The following is a 19275-nucleotide window of genomic DNA, read 5'->3' as shown; positions in this document are numbered from 1 at the left end:
GAATTCAGGCCGCGTCTTCGATCTCTTCATTGATCTTGCGCGGCACGTAGTTGAGCACCGGACCGAGCCAGCGCTCGACCTCGGTGACGTCCATGCCCTTGCGCTTGGCATAGTCTTCCACCTGGTCACGCTCCACCTTGGCAACACCGAAATAGTAAGAGTCAGGGTGACCAATATAGATGCCTGACACCGACGAACCGGGCCACATCGCATAGCTCTCGGTCAGCTTCACGCCAGCGGTATTTTCCGCGTCGAGAAGAGAAAACAGCGTCTTCTTCTCGGTGTGGTCGGGCTGGGCCGGATAGCCGGGCGCCGGGCGGATGCCGGCATAGGCTTCGGTGATGAGATCCTCGTTGGAGAGCGTCTCGTCCTTGGCATAACCCCAATATTCGCGGCGCACGCGCTCATGCATGCGCTCGGCGAAGGCCTCGGCGAAGCGGTCGGCGAGCGCCTTGACGAGGATCGAGGAATAGTCGTCGTTCGAACGCTCGAAACGTTCTGCAATGGCAATCTCCTCGAAGCCGGCCGTCACTACGAAGCCGCCGACATAGTCCTGCACACCGCTATCGACCGGCGCCACGAAATCCGACAACGCCACGTTCGGGCGGCCGTCGCGCTTCGAAAGCTGCTGGCGAAGCGTGTAGAACGTCGCCAACTCCTCCTTGCGCGCATCGCCCTTGAAGAGGCGGATATCGTCGCCGACGGTACCAGCCGGCCAGAAGCCGATGACGGCGCGCGGCCGGAACCACTTCTCGTCGATGATCTTCTTCAGCATCGCCTGGGCGTCGTTCCAGAGCGCACGTGCAGCTTCACCCTGCTTCTCATCCTCGAGGATCGCCGGGTAGCGGCCACGCAGCTCCCAGGTCTGGAAGAACGGTGTCCAGTCGATGTACTTTGCAAGCTCGGCCAGATCGTAGTCTTCGAACACCTTGGTGCCGAGGAAGCTCGGCTTGCTCGGCTTATAGGCCGCCCAATCGACCTTCTGCGCATTTTCGCGGGCACGCGAAAGCGGCAGGCGCACCTTTTCGGCTTCGCTGCGCGCATGAGCGGCAGCAACCTTGGCATATTCAGCCCTGATGTCGTCAATATAGCCCTGGCGGTTTTCCGGCGAGAGCAGCGAGGACACGACGCCAACGGCGCGGCTGGCATCCGTCACGTAGATCGACTGGCCCTTGTTGTAGCCCGGATGGATCTTGACGGCCGTATGCACGCGGCTGGTCGTCGCCCCGCCGATCAAAAGCGGAATGTCGAAGCCCTGCCGCTCCATTTCGGCCGCCACATGCACCATCTCGTCGAGCGACGGCGTGATCAGTCCGGAGAGACCGATGATATCGACCTTCTCGGCAATAGCCGTTTCGAGGATTTTCGTTGCCGGCACCATGACGCCGAGATCGATGATCTCATAATTGTTGCAGGCGAGCACGACGCCGACGATGTTCTTGCCGATATCGTGCACGTCACCCTTGACGGTCGCCATCAGGATCTTGCCGGCAGACTTGCGTTCTTCACCGCCATTCTGGCGCTTCTCCTCCTCCATGTAGGGGAGAAGCACGGCAACGGCCTGCTTCATGACACGGGCGGACTTCACCACCTGCGGCAGGAACATCTTGCCCGAGCCGAAGAGATCGCCGACCACATTCATGCCGGCCATCAACGGGCCTTCGATGACATGCAGCGGACGAGCCGCCTCCTGGCGGGCTTCCTCGGTATCGGCCTCGATATATTCGGTAATGCCGTTGACCAGCGCATGTTCGAGGCGCTTCGCCACACTCCACTCGCGCCAGGACAGGTCCTGAACCTTGCCTTCCTTGCCGGCAGCTCCGCGGAAACGCTCGGCCACTTCCAGCAGCCGCTCGGTTCCGTCGGGACGACGGTTCAGCACCACGTCTTCGCAGGCTTCACGCAGGTCCGGATCGATCTGGTCATAGACGGCAAGCTGGCCGGCATTGACTATGCCCATGTCCATACCCGCCTGAATGGCGTGATAGAGGAACACGGCATGCATCGCCTCGCGCACCGGCTCATTGCCGCGGAAGGAGAAGGAAAGGTTCGACACACCGCCGGAGATATGGACGAGCGGCATGGTCTTGCGGATCGTGCGCGTCGCCTCGATGAAATCAACACCGTAGTTGTTGTGCTCCTCGATGCCGGTCGCGACAGCGAAGATGTTCGGGTCGAAGATGATGTCTTCGGGCGGGAAGCCGACCTTCTCCGTCAAAAGCTTGTAGGCGCGCGTGCAGATGTCCACCTTGCGCTGGTAGCTGTCCGCCTGCCCCGTCTCGTCGAAAGCCATGACGACCACGGCCGCACCGTAATTGTGCAGCAGACGTGCCTGGGCGAGGAAATTTTCTTCACCTTCCTTCAGAGAGATCGAGTTGACGATCGGCTTGCCCTGAACGCGCTTCAGGCCGGATTCGATGATCGAGAACTTCGAGCTATCGATCATCACGGGCACGCGGGCAATATCGGGCTCGGCAGCAATCAGGTTCAGGAACTCGACCATCGCCTTTTCGGAATCGATCAGCCCTTCGTCCATGTTGATGTCGATCACCTGCGCGCCATTCTCGACCTGGTCGCGGGCAACATCGAGCGCTGCCGTGAAATCGGCATTAGTGATCAGCTTGCGGAAGCGTGCCGAACCAGTGACGTTGGTGCGCTCGCCGACATTGACGAAGGGAATATCCTTGGTCAGCTCGAAGGGTTCGAGACCCGACAGCGACATGAAAGGGCGATGCTCGGGGATCGGGCGCGGCTTGTACTTGGCCACCGTCTCCGCGATCATCCTGATATGTTCGGGCGTGGAACCGCAGCAGCCGCCGACGATGTTGACGAGGCCTTCGCGGGCGAAGCTGTCGATCTGCGCCGCCATCAGTTCCGGCGTCTCGTCATACTGGCCGAACTCGTTCGGCAGGCCGGCATTCGGATAGGCGCAGATGAAGGTATCGGCAACGCCCGAAAGCTCCTGCAGATGCGGGCGCATCGCATTGGCGCCGAGCGCGCAGTTGAGGCCGATGGTGAACGGGTTGGCATGGCGCACCGAGTTCCAGAAGGCGCTCGGCGTCTGGCCGGACAGCGTACGGCCCGAGAGATCGGTGATGGTGCCGGAGATCATGACCGGCAGGCGGATGCCCTTGGCCTCAAAACGCTCCTCGCAGGCAAAGATCGCAGCCTTGGCATTCAGCGTATCGAAGATCGTCTCGATCAGGATGATGTCGGCGCCGCCGTCAATCAGGCCGTCGATCTGTTCTGCATAGGCATCGCGCAGGTCGTCGAAAGTCACGGCGCGGAAGCCCGGATTGTTGACGTCGGGCGAGATGGAGGCCGTGCGGTTTGTCGGGCCAATGGCGCCGGCAACAAAGCGGCGCTTACCGTCTTCGCGTTCGGCACGCTGGGCGGCGCGTCGAACGATCTCCGCGCCTTCCTTGTTCAGCGCATAGACCTCGCCTTCCATCTGATAATCGGCCTGCGCAATGCGGGTCGACGAGAAGGTATTGGTTTCGAGGATATCGGCGCCGGCCTTGGCATACTTATAGTGGATTTCCTCGATCGCGTCCGGCTGCGACAGGATCAGCAGGTCGTTATTGCCCTTCTGATGGCAGGCGCAGCCAATGAAACGGTCACCTCGGAAGTGGTCTTCATCGAAGCCCAGGCCCTGGATCTGCGTGCCCATGGCGCCGTCAAGAACGAGGATGCGCTCGCTGGCAGCTTGTCTCAGCGCCGCAAACACTTCACTGCCATCACGCTTGCCCCCTTCGGGACCAAAGAGATTATCGAACACGGGAAGGCTCCTTGACATCATAGGATCATAAGATCGGAAACGACAAATCACATAAAGATATCTTTATGTCAACATATGCCTATCGGTTTAGGCCATTGCAAGCCTTGGCGGATGACAAACTCGCCCGACCTCTATATAGGCGTTTTCCTAAAGGCATTGTGCACGAATTCGGAGGAGTATCATGGCACCTGCACTCGGCAACTGGTCCACCCGCGCCTATCATCGCGGCTGGCTGCTTTCGCAGGCCAACGGCCTCTTTGATTTCTTCCAGCATAACTCCATCAATCCCAAAGGCGGCTTCTACGATCTCGACGACGCTGGCAAGCCGCTTAATGCCGAGGGACAGGTGCGTCCGATCCATATCGCATCGCGCGCCGTCCACTGCTTCTCGATCGGCACCTTGCTCGGCCGCCCCGGTGCCGCCGATGTCGTCGACCACGGCATGGATTATCTCTGGAACCACCACCGCGACCGCAAGAATGGCGGTTACTTCTGGTCGCTGAACAATGAAGGCCCGGTTGATTCCAACAAGCAGGGTTACGGGCACGCCTTCGTGCTGCTCGCAGCCTCCTCGGCAAAGACGATCGGCCATCCCCTGGCAGACGGCATGCTCGCCGATATCACCGAGGTCCTGAACACGAAGTTCTGGGAAGCCAAGCACGGTGCCATCGCCGAGGAATTCACCGCCGACTGGCAGCCGCTCGATGGCGGCGCCTATCGTGGCCAGAACTCCAACATGCACCTCACCGAAGCGCTGATGGCCGCATTCGAAGCGACTGGCGATCGGGATTACCTCACCAAGGCCGAAAGCATCGCCGACCTCGTCATCCGCCGTTCGGCTGGTTCCGTCGGCTGGCGCGTCGCCGAACATTTCGATGCCGAATGGAGTCTCGACAAGGATTACTATCATCCGAACGAAATGTTCCGCCCAGCCGGCACGACACCCGGCCACTGGCTGGAATGGACCCGCCTGATCCTGCAGCTCTGGGCGCTCGGCGGCAAACGCATAGAATGGATGCCGGATGCGGCAAAAACCCTCTTCGAGCAATCCATGGTGCTCGGCTGGGACAACCACAAGGGCGGCTTCTTCTATACGCTCGACTGGGCCGATAAACCGGCCAAGCGCAACAAGCTCTGGTGGCCGGCCTGCGAGGGTGCGGCTGCTGCGCACTTCCTCAACGAACACCTACCGAGCGATTATCACGAAGAATGCTACCGCAAGATCTGGAACGTGATCGAACGCAGCTTCGTCGACCACAACAACGGCGGCTGGCACGAGGAACTGACGGAAGACCTCGTGCCCTCACACTCGCTTTTCCCCGGCAAGGGCGACATCTACCACGCCCTGCAGGCCTGCCTCATCCCGCTCTTCCCGGCAACGGGCAGTCTGACCAAGGGCATCAGCGAAGCCGGCGGCAAGCTCTGAGGCGAAAGCCTCAATAGCCGGGCGCGACCGGCGGCGCTGCGTTCGGGTTTTGCTGGAACCATTGCACCTCAGCGCTCGCGTCATCGAGTTCGTCCTCAACGTCGCGCTGCTCTCTGCGAATGCGGCGCATATCGTCTTCGAGATCATCCATCCGCCGGCGGATATCATGCCGGTCCGCATCAGGCGCATCCTTGAGCTTGCGCGACAGGTCGTCGATCTCGGCTTCCTTCGATCCGTAGTCGCCCTGCAGCGAGCTTAGCCGTGATTGTAGCGAATGCTGGCGGTTCCCGAGCGTATAGCCGCGCAGGAAGCCAGCAGCCGTCTCCGGAGGGCAGACATTGGAGTAGCCGTGACCCGCCTGCCCGTGCATCAGGCCGCTCATTGGCGTGCAATAGCGCACGAGACCCGCCTGATAACCCTGATACCAGATCGTCTGATCGGGCACGATCTTCACCCGCTCGCAGGATTTGGCATGCGCTGCAAAACGCTCCTGCGGCTCGTAGCCGGCAGCGCCGTCGGATTCACCGATCACCCGCCAGTCGGCGGCGACGCATTCTTCCTTCGAGAGCGTATTGCAGGAGGCGAGGAAAAGGCTGAAACCAATGGCAGCAAAGGCAAAGAGCAAACGTAACATGATGTCCCGGCAGCAAGTCACAAAACCGGGCGCACCTTATCGTCACGAATTATAACCGTCACCGGGAACGGATCGCGATCCTGCAATTTCCGTGGCTTTTATTTGTCGAAAATGCGGCAGGCTTCACACAAGCCGCAGGCTTTCAAGATCCTTCGCCAGGATCAGCGCCAGGGCCTCGACCGCGAGATTGTGGTCGTCGCGCTGCGGCAGGCCGGATACGGTGACGGCGCCGATGCAGCCCGTGCCCCTGACATTGATCGGGAAGCTGCCGCCATGCGGGGCATAATCAGCGGGAGGAAGCCCGTTGTCCTCAACCGTCTTGCCTTCCTTCTGGAGCTTGAGGCCGGAGGCATAGCTGCTGCGGAAATAGCGGAACACCATGTTGCGCTTGCGGCGGACCCAATTGACGTTATCAGGCGTCACACCCGGCAAGGCCGCATAGAACACCGGCATGGAATGCAGCGTGATATCGATGGCAATCCCGAGGCCGCGCTCGGTTGCGAGTTCCTGCAAGAGCTTGCCAAGCTGCCATGCAGTCGTCAGATCGAAGGCATCAAAGCTCAGTGCCTTTTCCTGTTCCGCGATGCGGATCAGATCTTCGTCGATCGACATGGCACGGCTCTCCTCTCAGCGTGATGATCGGCTGTGACAATTCTCACGCGAGGGGGAAAAGTAAAGCAGAAACTTGGCACTATGCACCGTCAAGAGCTTCGGTGCGATGCTCATCCGACTGCCCGGATCGGCGCAAAACCGCTCATAGCGCCGGTGAAATGTTTCGGCAGCGGCGAGGCATAGGAGCCGCGCTTGCTGGTCGAAAGACCGAGCGACACCAGTGCTTCCGCCTGCTTGACGGCAGCCGCGACCCCATCGATGACAGGCACGCCGTAGATATCCTGCAATTCGCGCGCCAAATCCGTCATGCCGGCACAGCCAAGCACGATCGCCTCGGCACCATCTTCGGAAAGCGCCCGTTCGATTTCCGCTCTCAGCTTGCCGATCGCGCCAGACGCAGCATCTTCCAGCTCCAGCACCGGAATATCCGATGCCCTCACCTTCGCACGACTGCCCATGCCATAGCGGCGCACGAGATTATCGATCAGCACCCGGGACCGCTCCAGCGTCGTCACCACCGTAAAGCGCTGGGCAAGGAAGCCTGCGGTAGCGACAGCGGATTCGCAGAGCCCGAGAACAGGTACATCAGCGAAGGTGCGCGCGGCGTCGAGCCCCGTATCGTCGAAGCAGGCGACGATCGCCGCATCGTAACCGGCCTCCTGCCGTTCTTTCAGCTCCGTCAGCAGACCCGGGATGGCAAGCGCCCCGTCATAATGCCCCTCGATGGAAACCGGCCCCATGCGCGAGGTCGCGGCGATGATCTCGGTGCCGACAGCGGCGACCGCACGCGCCGCGGTCGCTGCCTTCTCGGTCATGGAAGCAGTCGTATTGGGATTAACGATCAATATGCGCATGTCAGCGGGTCTTTGCCTGGCGCCGGCCAAGCATCGTCATGATGCCGAGTGCGACGAGAATGATGGTGAAGGAGAAGAGCGTCGTGACCGTGCCGAGCGCATAGAGCACCGGCGTCGTGACGTTCGTGGTCATGCCGTAGATTTCGAGCGGCAGCGTATTGTAGGTGCCGGACGTCATCAGCGTGCGGGCGAACTCATCATAGGAGAGCGTAAAGCCGAACAGGCCGACGCCGATCAGGCTCGGCGCGATCATCGGCAACACGACATGGCGAAAGGTCTGCCAGGAGGTCGCCCCGAGATCGCGCGCGGCCTCCTCATAGGCTGGAGAAAAGCGATTGAAGACGGCAAACATGATCAGAACGCCGAACGGCAGCGTCCAGGTCAGATGCGCGCCAAAGGCCGAGGAATACCACGCGGGCCGTATTCCACCCTGCTGGAAAACCACGCCGATGCCGAGCGAGATGATAATCGATGGCACGACGAGGCTTGCGACTGTCGCGTAAAACAATACCGACGAGCCGCGAAAACGCCGCCGAAATGCAAGGCCCGCCATCAGCGAGACGACGACGGTTACCACCATCACCATCAGGCCGAGAATGAAGGATCGCTGGAAGGAGGCGCCGAAATCACCGACCGCCTGCTTTTCGAAGAGATTGAAGAACCAGTGCGTCGAAACGCCGTTCAGCGGGAAAGTCAAACCGCCATCTGGCCCCTGAAAGGAGAGGATGACGATCGCCGAAAGCGGCCCGTAGAGAAAGAGCACGAAAAGGCCGAAGAAGGCGGCAAGTACGTAGAATTCGAGGGAGCGTTTTTCTCGGTTCATCTCAGAGCTCCTTGCGGATATCGACGACGCGCAGGATCGCAGCGACCATCATCAGCACGACCACCAGGAGCACGACCGCATTGGCGGCAGCGGCCGGATATTGCAGCAGCGACATCTGGTTCTTCATCATCAGCGCCACGGAGGCGCTCTGCCCGCCGGACATGACCTGCACGGTGGAGAAGTCAGCCATGACGAGTGTGACGACGAAGATCGTGCCGATCGCCATGCCGGGCTTGGCAAGCGGGATCACCACATTCCACAGCACCTGCCAGCCGGAAGCACCGGCATCACGCGCCGCTTCGAACAGCGAGCGGTCAATGCGCATCAGCGTGTTGAAGATCGGCGTGACCATGAAGAGCGTGTAGAGATGCACCATGGCGAGCACTACGGCGAAATCGGAATAGAGCAGCCATTCCACCGGCTGCGGCACGATGCCCATCTCCACCAGCGCCGAATTGACGAGGCCGTTGCGCCCGAGCACAGGAATCCAGGAGATCATGCGGATGATGTTCGACGTCATGAAGGGCACGGTGCAGACGAGGAAAAGGATCATCTGCGTCGAGGTCTTGCGGATATGGAAGGCCAGGAAATAGGCGACCCAGAAGCCGATGAAGAGCGTCAGCCCCCAGACGATGACGGTGAATTTCAGCGTATTGAGATAGGTCTTCCACGTCACCCATGAACCGAGCGTGTCGGTATAATTCATGGTCAGGAAGTCGGGATAGATACCGGCGAAATCATAGTCCCAGAAACTGACAACCGCGATCATCAGAATCGGCAGGATGAAGAAGAAGCCCAGAATGGCGATCAGCGGCGTCGCCTGCAGATAGGAGATCGCCCATGGCGCAAGCCGGAAGGAGCGTTTGGGCGCCTCCGCTGCCGGTATCGTCTGCTCTGAAGCGATCGTGGCCATTCTTCCCCCTTCGGAAATCTGCCCTGTCCGAATAGGGAGGGATCGGTGAAGACCCCTCCCCAACCCTCCCAAGCGGGAGGGGGTTTTGCTTAAGCCGCGATGAACTCGTTCCAGCGGCGGACCATGTAGCGGTCTTCGTCCATGACGGAGTTCCAGCAGGCGATATGGCCGATACGGTCTTCGAAGGAGCCGCCGTCGCGAACCGAGCCGGCCTTCTCCATAACCTTGCCTTCTGGCGAGAGGATGTCGCCCTGTGCCGGCTTGCCTTCCATCCAGTAGCCCCATTCGTCGGCGGTCATGAAACCCTTGGCGGTTTCAAGGCAGGCCGAGTAATAGCCCTGGCGGTTGAGATAGGCGCCGACCCAGCCGGACGTGTACCAGTTGATGTACTCATAGGCGGCATCGAGCTGCGCGCCCTTGAGGTGCGCAGCAAGGCCGAGACCGCCGCCCCATGCGCGGTAACCTTCCTTGAGCGGCTGGAAGGTGCAGGCAATGCCCTTCGAGCGGACGGCAGCAACGGCCGGCGACCACATGGACTGGATGACGACCTCGCCGGAAGCCATCAGGTTGACCGACTCGTCGAAGCTCTTCCAGAAGGCGCGGAACTGGCCATCGCCCTTGGTCTTGATCAGGAATTCGATCGTCTTGTCGATCTCTTCCTTGGTCATGTTGCCCTTGTCGGCATATTTGATCTTGCCGGAGGCTTCAGCGATCATTGCCGCATCCATGATGCCGATCGACGGCACGTTGATGATGGCCGTCTTGCCCTTATAGGCCGGATCGAGAATGTCGGCCCAGGAGGTGATTTCGCGGCCGGTCAGGTCAGGGCGAATGCCGAGCGTATCGGCATTGTAGATCGTCGGCATCATCGTGAACCACTGGGTCTGCTCCTTGGCGAACTTCTTGGAGTCCTGCGCCTCGACGAAGCCGACGGTGTGCGGCGCCGTGCCCTGGGCGATCGTGCTGTCCGCCTTCAGCTTGCCGGTCGTGAAGATCGGCACGACCTTATCGAAATACTTGAGCTTCTTGACGTCCATTGGCTGCAGAACGCCGGTCGGGAACACCTTCTTGCAGATCCAGTATTCGATATCGGCAATGTCATAGCTGTCAGGCTGGGTCACAGCGCGCTGGGCGGCGGCGTCGGAATCGGTCGCAGTCATTTCCAGCGTGATGCCGAGGTCCTGCTTGCACTTCTCGGCGATCGCATTGATGTTCGAAACGCCGGTGCCGAACTGGCGAAGCGTGATGTTGGACTGCGCCCAGATGGTCGGGAAGCCGGTGATGGCGCCCGAGCCGGCGATAGCGCCGACGGCGGCAGCACCCGTCTTCAGAAGCGAGCGGCGGGAAATTCCCTTTTCCGCCTTGGTGGTTTTCGTTTCAGTCGTCATTGCAGTTCCCCTTTTCTTGATGCTGAAGTTCATGCGGAAACGCGGCCAAGGAGGACGGCATCCTCCAAAGCCCAACTCAAAGACACCGCATCGCCGACCGAGACCGGGCTGGCGAAGTAATCGCTGTCGCTTGCGATGACGGTGAAATCGTCGCTGCCAGCCCCAAAGACGGTGATCTTCACCGAGGAGCCGCGATATTCGATATTGGAGACGATGCCGTTGAAGCCGAGGGTCCATTCGGTCGCCACCTGAAGGCGTACGCGGTCGGTGCGAATGCCGATATCGACGGCTTCGCCGACTTCCCTGCCCGTCCCGCGCACGGAAAAGCTCTGCCCCTCCGGCACCGTCATGACGATCACGCCGTTTTCGCTGGAGGCGACACGGCCCGAAAGGACATTGTGATCGCCCATGAAGCGGGCGACGAAGGCTGTCGCCGGCTTTTCGAAGACCTGCCGCGGTGACGCCGCCTGTTCGATCTTGCCGTCATTCATGATGACGATGATATCGGCGAGCGCCATCGCCTCTTCCTGGCTGTGCGTCACATGCACGAAGGTGATGCCAAGCGTCTTCTGCAGCTTCTTCAGTTCCGCCCGCATCCGGATCTTCAGGAACGGGTCGAGTGCGGAAAGCGGCTCGTCGAGCAGCAGCGCCTCCGGATCGGTGATCAGGGCACGCGCCAACGCGACACGCTGCTGCTGGCCGCCGGAAAGCTGCGCCGGTCGCCTGCTGGCATAGGCCTCCATCTGCATCAGCTTCAGCATCTCCAGCGCCTTGGCGCGGCGCTCATCCTTGTCAACACCCTTCATCTTCAAGCTGAAGGCGACGTTGTCGACGAGGTCGAGATGCGGAAACAGCGCATAGGACTGGAACATCATCGCCGTGCCGCGTTTTGCTGGCGGGAAATCGGTGACGACGACATTGCCGAGACGGATATCGCCCGATGAAATGCTCTCGTGACCCGCGATCATGCGCAGCGTCGAGGTCTTGCCGCAGCCTGACGGCCCCAGGAAGCAGCAATAAGAACCGGCCGGGATTTTCAGGCTGATGGCATGGACCGCCGTGGTCGCGCCATAGACCTTGGAAACGGATGCTATATCGATCTCTGCCGCTTTCGACATCGTGTCTTCCCCTGTTCGAGAAAGACGATGCATCTGCCGTGCCAATTTGATCACCGCATCTCAAACCCTTGAAAACCATGGATTTTTCATGACAGAACGCCGCTCGACGAAATCTCGGGCACTTTTCGCACTGCACACAAAATGGGCTTTCGTCCTCAATTCGTGCAGAAAATCGTATACAATTTGACCTTCGTTATGAGAACAAATTCTATTTAACTTTTGAGACGAAGGCGGCTATGGTTTGCCGACATCAAGGAAACCGATTTCATGAAATCCGCCGCCAGCGCCATGAGCCACGACGACACCCAGGAAACGGGCGTCCCGCAGATCCGCGATGCAATCAGGGAGGCTATCGTCGAGCGGCGCCTGTCACCCGGCACGAAACTGTCGGAAAGCGATGTCGGCAATCTCTTCAATGTCAGCCGCACGCTGGCGCGCGCCGCCCTGCAGGCGCTTTCCTACGAAGGTCTCGTCAGCGTCGAGAAAAACCGCGGCGCCTTCGTCGCCTATCCCTCTCCGGAAGAGGCCCGGCAGATCTTTGCCGCCCGCCGTCTGGTCGAGCCCGGCATCCTGCGGGACGCGGCCGCCCGCATCACTCCCTCGGATATCCAGCATCTCAAGCAATTGCTTCTGGAAGAGGGCCGGCTGATGAGCGAGCGCGGCCAGACAGCAAGACGGGCCGAGATCAAGGCATCCGGCGATTTCCACCTGACGCTCGCCGCGATCTCCGGCAATGCCATCATGCAGCGCTTCATGGAAGAATTGGTCGCCCGGTCGTCGCTGGTGATTGCCCTCTACGGCCAGTCGACGGTCTCAAGCTGCGGCCATTCCGAACATGGCGATATCATCGAAGCGATCGAAAGCAAGGAGCTCGACCGTGCCTGCCACCTGATGCTTCACCATATCGCCCATATCGAGGCCGACCTCGACCTGCGAGAACGAAAGAGCCTCGGCCTCAAGGAAGCATTCGAACTCTGAAAGCTCAGTGGCTCGGCGGCGAGATAGCAGCAGCGCGGCTGATATCCTCCACGCTCATCGGCTCGCTGGAGCGCATCTTCACTTTGCCGTCAATGCCGACCAGCACGAGCCCGAATTCGCCGCTGAGCGGCCCCTGAAGCTCATCGCGCAGCTCGTCGGCATCAAGGTCGCGCCCATCCTCGAAAAGCGAGAATGCGCCGCCGCCGGCGATCGTGAAAACCTCGATATCATCTTCGATCAGCCGCATCTGTGATTTGCGCAGCAATTCGTCCTGAACGATCGGCCTGTCGTCCTCGGCATCCGCAAAGACGATCAGAACGTTCTTTTCACCGAGAAACTGTTCCAGCGATCGCGGCAGATGGGCCTCGCGAATGCCCGTTCCCATAATTTCGTGTAGAATGGATCTCAACATGGTGCTCATTCCTTCTCTGCCTGTTTCAACGGCTGGAAATGAGCAGGGTTCCCCGCGAGGAATAGGATCGCGGCCAATGCCGCGATCCCGAATGCCTATTCGCGGGGTTCCGCTTCGGATGCACGCGTCGAAAGCGCGACGATATCAGGCGTGCCATTAGCAAGAAGGCGCTTGCGCACCAGAACGCGCATGACGCGCGCCGCCGTGGAAAAGGTCATCTGGTCCAGCGGTCCCTCGCCTTCCCAGGGCTTGGTCAGCCGTTCGGTGACGGCGCCGACGATATTGGCCGGGACGATATCGGTGCATTCGCGCATGGCTTCGAAAACGAAGCTGATCGGAATGACCCTGCCTTCATGGGTGACAATCGGCTCCGTCAGTTCGCTGTCCCATTCCTCGTAGGCATAAAGTGCCTCACGGAACAGCTGTTGCAGGGTAAACGGGGCATGTCCGTTGTGAAGTGGCGGCAGTGCATTCATCATGTCTGTCTCCTCTGATGGATTAAGCCAGCTTCCTCAAGACCCGGCCCGGATCGACGCGGAAACAACAGCTCGACTCCTCCCTCGGACCGGATACACGATTCATTTTATAGAGTAACACAGGCGTGATAAAGCCATTTCTGACCGGCCTGCCCGCCGGCATCTTCTAACCGATTGAAATCCATTGTGACTTGCCGGCATTTTTTTGCTGTCGAAGCAGGCTCAAACGGCGTTTCACCACCAGGAGAGCATCGAAAGGTCGGATTTGGAACCTTTAGCGCGCTGGCCGGTTTTGTCTCAGGAAGCAGCCTGGGGAGATCAGCAATGACGGAAATTCACCAAACCGAACGACGCAGCCGCACCTTGCGTGGCCGCCCCTATAGTCTTCACGAATTCGCTACCAAATACGGTCTCAAGAACGAGCAGGCCGAAAGCCTCTTTACTCGCTTCGGCCCGTCTTCCGTCGAACTGGACCTGCTGATGGCAGCCAAGCGCCGTCCGCCTGTCCTGCCTGATCGTATTCACGAGTAGGACGCGATCGTGAGCGGCAAGGACAAGATCCACAAAGACGCCGAAGGACAGTTCACGCGCTCGGACCGGGGCCGCCGCAACAGCGGCGTCTCCAGCGCCAAGCCGCGCGACATCACCCATTCCGATGAAGCCACCATCCACCGCACGCCACCCGGCCAGAAGTCCAACAAGGACTGGAACATCAAGCACGATGAGGCCAACAGCGAACGGTCACGCTCTGAATAACCGTACCTCCCTCCGCCCCCTTGGAGCGAAATTTCACAGAATATGTCGGGAACACATGCCAGGTGAAATCGTTCTTCTGGTGAGCATGGCAAAACGCCATGTGGCCCCCTTCGAAATGCCGGCATTGCCGGCTCCTTCTGCAAGATCAGCTTGAGGTACCGCCTTTGGCGGGAGTCTAATCGTGTGGAATTGATTGCGGGGAAGAAGATCGGCGCAAGAAGGACGGAACGATGAGCAACACCTCCCGGCATGAGTGGATATGCAAGCGAGCCTACGCGATCTGGGAAATGGAAGGCAGGCCGCAAGGCCGCGATGCCGAACATTGGCTCCAGGCAACAGCCGAACGCGAACGGCTGGAACGTACGCGTGCCTCGACGGATGGCAATGAAGTCCTCGTCAAATTCCCGAAAACGCCCAAAGCACCCAAGCCGGCAGATAGCGCCACCTCACGCCAGAGGCTGTCGCGCACCGGCTAATCCAGAGCGATCCTGAAACGAGCGGAGAAATCGCCTTCCCACCACATCGGGAAGTTGGTTCCCCACTTATTGTTGTGCAGGTTGAAGCGGATTCCATCATCGAAATCCGGCAAGCCTTTGCAAAAGGACATGAAATCCCAGCTCTGTGGCGCAACCAGCGGCGTATCCAGGGGCTTGATGACGAGCGCTCCGGCATCCCCTGATACGCCGCTGACAGCGTTGACCGCCTGAAGCTGCGCGCCGCCAGACCTGGCGAAATTACCGGATCGGTGCCACAGCCCCATCTTCCTGAAGACCCAGTCCTTTGCGCCATCAGGCGTGAACGACAGGAAACTTGCCTCCGGCATGCGATTGGCCGGCTTGTCGCGCAGTGAGAGCCGCAGTTGCAGAGCACCGTCATCAGCCGAAAACTCCACGGCGAGCTGGCGTGGCGCCCCAAACCGCCCGACGGCCTCGGCCGGCATGGACAACAGAACCCCACCCTCGCCCGCACTTTCCAGGCTCGGCACAAAGACCTTCGAAAGCGCAGCACCCGAACAGCCAAGCCCGGGCTTGTCGTGATCGAGCACTGCCCATTCCTGCCGATGTGTCAGATAGCTGTCCATATGCCTGGCAACGTCGGCAGCATCGTAGCTCTCATAGCGATAGGCGATCAGCGAGCCGTTGTGACCGGCAATCCGCCGCCCCCGCGGTGATGTGAGCGCCATGACATCGCCCGTCACCTCATCAAGCTCGATCGACCAGCCGCCGGCACTTAGGCGGATCTCGCGGCTCGTACTGCCGACGAGCGCCGGCGCGAAGAGTTCTGCGAGCACGGCCTGCGCCCGCTGCTGGTCATCGGCATCGAGTTCGGCGACGGCCTGATCGATATAGCCGCGCTGCTCATCCCATGACGCCTCGGTATAGGCGAAACGGTAATCCGTTTTGCGCGCGGCGTTGAAATCGGCTTTTGCCCAGGCCTTGTCGTCGCGCAGATAGGATTTGATATCCACTCCGCACGTATGCTCCGCCACCATGGCAAGCCCGCGGCCGAAGGCCAGCCTGCGTCGATTGAGCCCCTCGCCCGCAAAGCGATCATAGAGCCGCTGCAGGGCCAGAAATTTCGCCGTCTTCAAGGGATCGGTTGCGCTCCCATGGATCCAGCTATCGCCCAACTCCAGCTCCAGCACCGGGAAACGCTCGCGCTTTTCCCAGAGGATCGCGCCATAATCCTCCAGCGTCGCCGCGCGGATCACCGCGTCAGGCTCGAGGCGGCGCATATCGCGATAGGCTTCCGCCGTCTGCGGCACGCTCTGGGGGCCGATATTGTCCTGCGTATGCGCAAAGCTCAGTCCGTCGTCGAAACCTTCGGGGAAATAGGTCTCGCCGTACGAGCGCTGATACATGACGACGACTTCGGCACCATCAGGCGCGCGCCAGCGAAAGATGTCAGGCACGTCTGGCGGCGGTGAAGCCGTGTTGACGCCGAGATGCAGGAAGCGGATGCCGGCCTCGGCAAGCAACGGCACCATGCCGAGTGTGTGGCCGGGAACGTCGGTCATCTTCGCCGCAATCGTCTGCTCGCCGAAACGGCGGTCGAGCTCCTGCGAATAAGAAAGGCCCGCGCAGAACAGGTCGGGCGACATCAGCTCGGTATGCGTGGTGAAAGGCAGCCCGTGCCAGCGGATGAGGCCGCGTTCGATCGCCTGTTCCAGTGCTGCGACCTCGGCAGGCGAGCGCGAATTCAGATGATCCCAGATCAGCCAGGCACCTGTTGTCCAGATGAACTTCGGCTCCTCAGGGTTTTCGGCGTAGAAATGTGCCGCGGTCTCGATCGCCTGCGGAATGAAGCGCTCGTGATATTGACGGCGAACCTTCTCGGCATGGTCGGTGAAACCGATATCGAGATGGGTCTTGAAGACCAGATGCACGCGCTTTTCTGTCATCTGCATTCCGCTAGATCAGTCCTGCCGTCGTCAAGCAGCTCTCATGAGACGCAACGCAAATGGTTTTGCGTTCGACACGCAATCCCGATGCCCTCCCAATATGGCACAATGGCATTTTGTGTAATCGTTTCCACAAAGACATTTGCGCTTTGTGGTAACGATCCGTCAAGCATATTTGCTTGAGCACCCCCGAATATGCTGGATATTTCATCGAGCTGGACTTTGCCCACCTTGCTTCCGGCAGGCAACGCAAATTAAGTGGCTACAAAATGTGAAAACGTGTTCATACGCCATTAACCTGACTGACCAGGGCGTTGAACTCGCGATACACCTGTCATCTTGCTGCCTTACACGACATAGCCCGGACCTCTTGCCAATGGCCTCCATGATCGAAATCACCGTCCATGTCCCGCGTTCCGATCAGGCGCACGAATTCCTTCTCCCGCGCGATTGCGCTGCGAGATTCCAAAACGGCCTTATCCGGGCGGGCCGATTTCTGGCAGTTGCGCGGCGTCAAAACGGCGCCGCGACCTGTCCGGCAAGCACTCGCCGATCCTGTCAAGAAATGCGTGACTGATGTAGCGATAAAGGAGCGATTATTTCTCTTCGCAGAGCGTCCGGTGAACCTCTGTCCAGAACAAGGCGAGCAACGTATCGCCGTTGCGTTCGGCGACGAGCGCGCGGATTAGCGCCTCGGAGCCAGCCATGTCCTGCCAGCTCGATCTCAGCCCTTTGGCTGCCTGATGGCACTCGGCGATATCGAACGTTCTCTTGCTGTCCATCTGGAGCCTCCCCGAAAAAGGCGCTAACAGACGGATCTGGAAAAGTCATTCCCCGCATATGTGGGGATGCCTTGTATTTTTGACATTCCTCGCGGTAGGATTGAACGGTTTGAGACAGGCGGCACGATGACGGAAAATAGTTATTCCCAAAAGTTCGAAACCGTTTTCGAACAGATCAAGGCTGCAATCAATGTCGATGCTTCCATCCGCATTTTCCAGGCGGAGTACGCCGTTGACTATGTCACCTATCACCTCGCCCAGACTATTGCGGCAAAGATCGACGCCCCTTTCGTGCGCACCACCTATCCGGATGCCTGGGTGTCGCGCTATCTGCTCAACAGCTATGTGAAGGTCGATCCGATCGTCAAGCAGGGCTTCGAGCGCCAGCTGCCCTTCGACTGGAGCGAGGTGGAGCCGACACCGGAAGCCTATGCCATGCTCGTCGACGCGCAGAAGCACGGGATCGGCGGCAACGGCTATTCGATCCCCGTTGCCGACAAGGCACAGCGCCGCGCGCTGCTTTCGATCAACGCCCGCATTCCGCTCGATGATTGGACCGCCATGGTCAAGCTCTATCGCAATGAGTGGATCGAGATCGCCCATGTCATCCATCGGAAGGCCATCTACGAGCTTCACGGCGAGAACGACCCGGTACCAACGCTTTCCCCGCGCGAAATCGAATGCCTGCATTGGACGGCACTCGGCAAGGACTACAAGGACATCGCCGTCATCCTCGGCATTTCCGAGCATACGACTCGCGACTACCTGAAAACCGCCCGCTTCAAGCTCGGCTGCGCCACGATTTCCGCGGCCGCCTCGCGGGCCGTGCAGCTGCGCATCATCAACCCCTAGGCTTTTCCCAACCAGATTGAAGCATTCTGTTAGCTGAAACGGGCCGGCCGATCAGGCAGCCCGTTTCAGCCAATGGAACGATTCAAGCTGACCAGAAAGAGCCTCAAACGACCCCCCCATATGCGGGGGCTCATCTGTAGGCACCCATATGAGGGAATTTCCGATACCGCCGTCCTGAACCATTCTGCCCTCACGAACCCAACACGCTGGAGGGAAAAATGTTCGTTATCATTCAGGCACATGAGTATCAGAAATACGCTTTCATACTCGACCAGATGTTCCGCCTGCGCAAGAAAGTCTTTGCGGACACCCTTGGCTGGAACGTTCCGGTAATCGGCCCCTTCGAGCGCGACAGCTATGACTCGCTCTGCCCGGCCTATCTCGTCTGGTGCGACGAAACCCGCACCCGCCTTTATGGCGGCATGCGCTTGATGCCGACGACCGGACCGACCCTCCTCTACGACGTCTTCCGCGCAACCTTCCCGCAGGCAGCCAATCTCGTCGCCCCCGGCATCTGGGAAGGCACCCGCATGTGTATCGACGAGGAAGCAATCGCCGACGATTTTCCCGATGTCGACGCCGGCCGCGCCTTCTCCATGCTGCTGCTGGCGCTCTGCGAATGCGCCCTCGATCACGGCATCCACACCATGATCTCCAACTACGAACCCCATCTGAAACGCGTCTACAAGCGCGCCGGCGCCGAGGTCGATGAACTCGGTCGCGCCGACGGCTACGGCAAATATCCGGTCTGCTGCGGCGCCTTCGAAGTTTCCGAACGCGTGCTGGACAGGATGCGTGCATCCCTCGGCATCGATACCCCCCTCTACACCCGCTACGTCCCGACGCGTTCCGTCGTGACGCAATTCCTGGAGATGGCAGCATGAACCGCTTGAGTGAAACCACCGTACAAAAAGATATCGGTGCGTTGGAACGACATATCCTCGCATCCCGCGATATCGCCACGCAGATGGGAGACCCTTTCCTCTCCTATCTCCTCTCGATGGCCCTCTTCACGATCTATGAGAAGAAGGCGCATCAGGAAAACGACCTGCTGAAAAGCAGCTACAATTAA

20 protein-coding genes are annotated in these 19275 nt (G+C 59.8%); 8 read left to right on the top strand and 12 right to left on the bottom strand.

The window, feature by feature from the left end:
- Positions 1 to 4 precede the first annotated feature (4 nt).
- Complete coding sequence (gene metH, locus ACR9ZQ_RS09455) at positions 5 to 3778, bottom strand: methionine synthase (protein WP_310389231.1); 3774 nt, start codon at positions 3776 to 3778, stop codon at positions 5 to 7.
- A gap of 181 nt (positions 3779 to 3959) precedes the next feature.
- On the opposite strand from metH, the gene ACR9ZQ_RS09450 reads away from it, so the two are divergent.
- Positions 3960 to 5204 (top strand): AGE family epimerase/isomerase, encoded by a 1245-nt coding sequence (locus tag ACR9ZQ_RS09450; protein WP_481427642.1) that lies wholly within the window; start codon positions 3960 to 3962, stop codon positions 5202 to 5204.
- Positions 5205 to 5214: 10 nt separating this feature from the next.
- On the opposite strand, the gene ACR9ZQ_RS09445 is transcribed toward ACR9ZQ_RS09450, so the two are convergent.
- From ACR9ZQ_RS09445 to ACR9ZQ_RS09415, 7 genes are all read right to left on the bottom strand, one after another.
- On the bottom strand, positions 5215 to 5838 hold the full coding sequence (locus tag ACR9ZQ_RS09445) for a DUF2799 domain-containing protein (protein ID WP_481427641.1): 624 nt from the start codon (positions 5836 to 5838) through the stop codon (positions 5215 to 5217).
- 123 nt (positions 5839 to 5961) lie between these two features.
- On the bottom strand, positions 5962 to 6450 hold the full coding sequence (locus tag ACR9ZQ_RS09440) for a heme-degrading domain-containing protein (protein ID WP_481427640.1): 489 nt from the start codon (positions 6448 to 6450) through the stop codon (positions 5962 to 5964).
- A gap of 110 nt (positions 6451 to 6560) precedes the next feature.
- A complete protein-coding gene (locus ACR9ZQ_RS09435; RefSeq protein WP_007824119.1) occupies positions 6561 to 7304 on the bottom strand; it encodes an aspartate/glutamate racemase family protein in 744 nt (247 codons plus the stop codon).
- A 1-nt stretch (position 7305) separates the two neighbouring features.
- Positions 7306 to 8127 carry an ABC transporter permease gene (locus ACR9ZQ_RS09430; protein WP_113324565.1) on the bottom strand — a complete coding sequence of 274 codons (822 nt, stop codon included), beginning with the start codon at positions 8125 to 8127 and terminating at the stop codon, positions 7306 to 7308.
- Between the two features lies 1 nt (position 8128).
- Positions 8129 to 9040 (bottom strand): ABC transporter permease, encoded by a 912-nt coding sequence (locus tag ACR9ZQ_RS09425; RefSeq protein ID WP_310389221.1) that lies wholly within the window; start codon positions 9038 to 9040, stop codon positions 8129 to 8131.
- Positions 9041 to 9129: 89 nt separating this feature from the next.
- Entirely contained in the window at positions 9130 to 10428 is a 1299-nt protein-coding gene (locus ACR9ZQ_RS09420; protein ID WP_037072416.1) for an ABC transporter substrate-binding protein, read from the bottom strand.
- A 29-nt stretch (positions 10429 to 10457) separates the two neighbouring features.
- The gene (locus tag ACR9ZQ_RS09415; RefSeq protein WP_310389217.1) at positions 10458 to 11546 is read right to left on the bottom strand and encodes an ABC transporter ATP-binding protein; all 1089 of its coding nucleotides are present in this window, start codon (positions 11544 to 11546) and stop codon (positions 10458 to 10460) included.
- Between the two features lie 267 nt (positions 11547 to 11813).
- Between ACR9ZQ_RS09415 and ACR9ZQ_RS09410 the strand changes: the two genes are divergently transcribed.
- A complete protein-coding gene (locus ACR9ZQ_RS09410; RefSeq protein ID WP_037099755.1) occupies positions 11814 to 12524 on the top strand; it encodes a GntR family transcriptional regulator in 711 nt (236 codons plus the stop codon).
- Positions 12525 to 12528: 4 nt separating this feature from the next.
- Here ACR9ZQ_RS09410 and ACR9ZQ_RS09405 read toward each other — a convergent pair whose 3' ends face one another.
- Positions 12529 to 12936: a DUF4174 domain-containing protein gene (locus ACR9ZQ_RS09405; protein WP_310389214.1), complete on the bottom strand. Its 408-nt coding sequence runs from the start codon at positions 12934 to 12936 to the stop codon at positions 12529 to 12531.
- 95 nt (positions 12937 to 13031) lie between these two features.
- Entirely contained in the window at positions 13032 to 13415 is a 384-nt protein-coding gene (locus tag ACR9ZQ_RS09400; RefSeq protein WP_481427639.1) for a BRA0787 family protein, read from the bottom strand.
- Between the two features lie 321 nt (positions 13416 to 13736).
- Between ACR9ZQ_RS09400 and ACR9ZQ_RS09395 the strand changes: the two genes are divergently transcribed.
- The 3 genes from ACR9ZQ_RS09395 (at position 13737) to ACR9ZQ_RS09385 (ending at position 14644) form a co-directional block, all read left to right on the top strand.
- Positions 13737 to 13943, top strand: a complete 207-nt coding sequence (locus ACR9ZQ_RS09395; RefSeq protein WP_310389210.1) for a hypothetical protein — start codon at positions 13737 to 13739, stop codon at positions 13941 to 13943.
- A gap of 9 nt (positions 13944 to 13952) precedes the next feature.
- Complete coding sequence (locus ACR9ZQ_RS09390; RefSeq protein ID WP_481427638.1) at positions 13953 to 14168, top strand: hypothetical protein; 216 nt, start codon at positions 13953 to 13955, stop codon at positions 14166 to 14168.
- A gap of 230 nt (positions 14169 to 14398) precedes the next feature.
- On the top strand, positions 14399 to 14644 hold the full coding sequence (locus ACR9ZQ_RS09385; RefSeq protein WP_310389206.1) for a DUF2934 domain-containing protein: 246 nt from the start codon (positions 14399 to 14401) through the stop codon (positions 14642 to 14644).
- Here ACR9ZQ_RS09385 and ACR9ZQ_RS09380 read toward each other — a convergent pair.
- Positions 14641 to 16569, bottom strand: a complete 1929-nt coding sequence (locus ACR9ZQ_RS09380; RefSeq protein ID WP_481427637.1) for a DUF5054 domain-containing protein — start codon at positions 16567 to 16569, stop codon at positions 14641 to 14643. The genes ACR9ZQ_RS09385 and ACR9ZQ_RS09380 overlap by 4 nt on opposite strands.
- A 596-nt stretch (positions 16570 to 17165) precedes the next feature.
- Entirely contained in the window at positions 17166 to 17351 is a 186-nt protein-coding gene (locus tag ACR9ZQ_RS09375) for a hypothetical protein (RefSeq protein ID WP_007824145.1), read from the bottom strand.
- Positions 17352 to 17477: 126 nt separating this feature from the next.
- Here ACR9ZQ_RS09375 and ACR9ZQ_RS09370 point away from each other — a divergent pair, with 126 nt between their 5' ends.
- From ACR9ZQ_RS09370 to ACR9ZQ_RS09360, 3 genes are all read left to right on the top strand, one after another.
- Complete coding sequence (locus ACR9ZQ_RS09370; RefSeq protein WP_310389200.1) at positions 17478 to 18203, top strand: LuxR family transcriptional regulator; 726 nt, start codon at positions 17478 to 17480, stop codon at positions 18201 to 18203.
- A gap of 218 nt (positions 18204 to 18421) precedes the next feature.
- Positions 18422 to 19087 (top strand): acyl-homoserine-lactone synthase, encoded by a 666-nt coding sequence (locus ACR9ZQ_RS09365; RefSeq protein WP_113324525.1) that lies wholly within the window; start codon positions 18422 to 18424, stop codon positions 19085 to 19087.
- Positions 19084 to 19275: a hypothetical protein gene (locus ACR9ZQ_RS09360; RefSeq protein WP_007824152.1), complete on the top strand. Its 192-nt coding sequence runs from the start codon at positions 19084 to 19086 to the stop codon at positions 19273 to 19275. The genes ACR9ZQ_RS09365 and ACR9ZQ_RS09360 overlap by 4 nt, the downstream gene beginning before the upstream one ends.

The sequence above is a fragment of the Rhizobium sp. KNZ14-9A genome (genome assembly GCF_056755015.1).
Note: the sequence above shows the minus strand (reverse complement) of the source record. Positions and strands in the feature narration are given on the sequence as shown.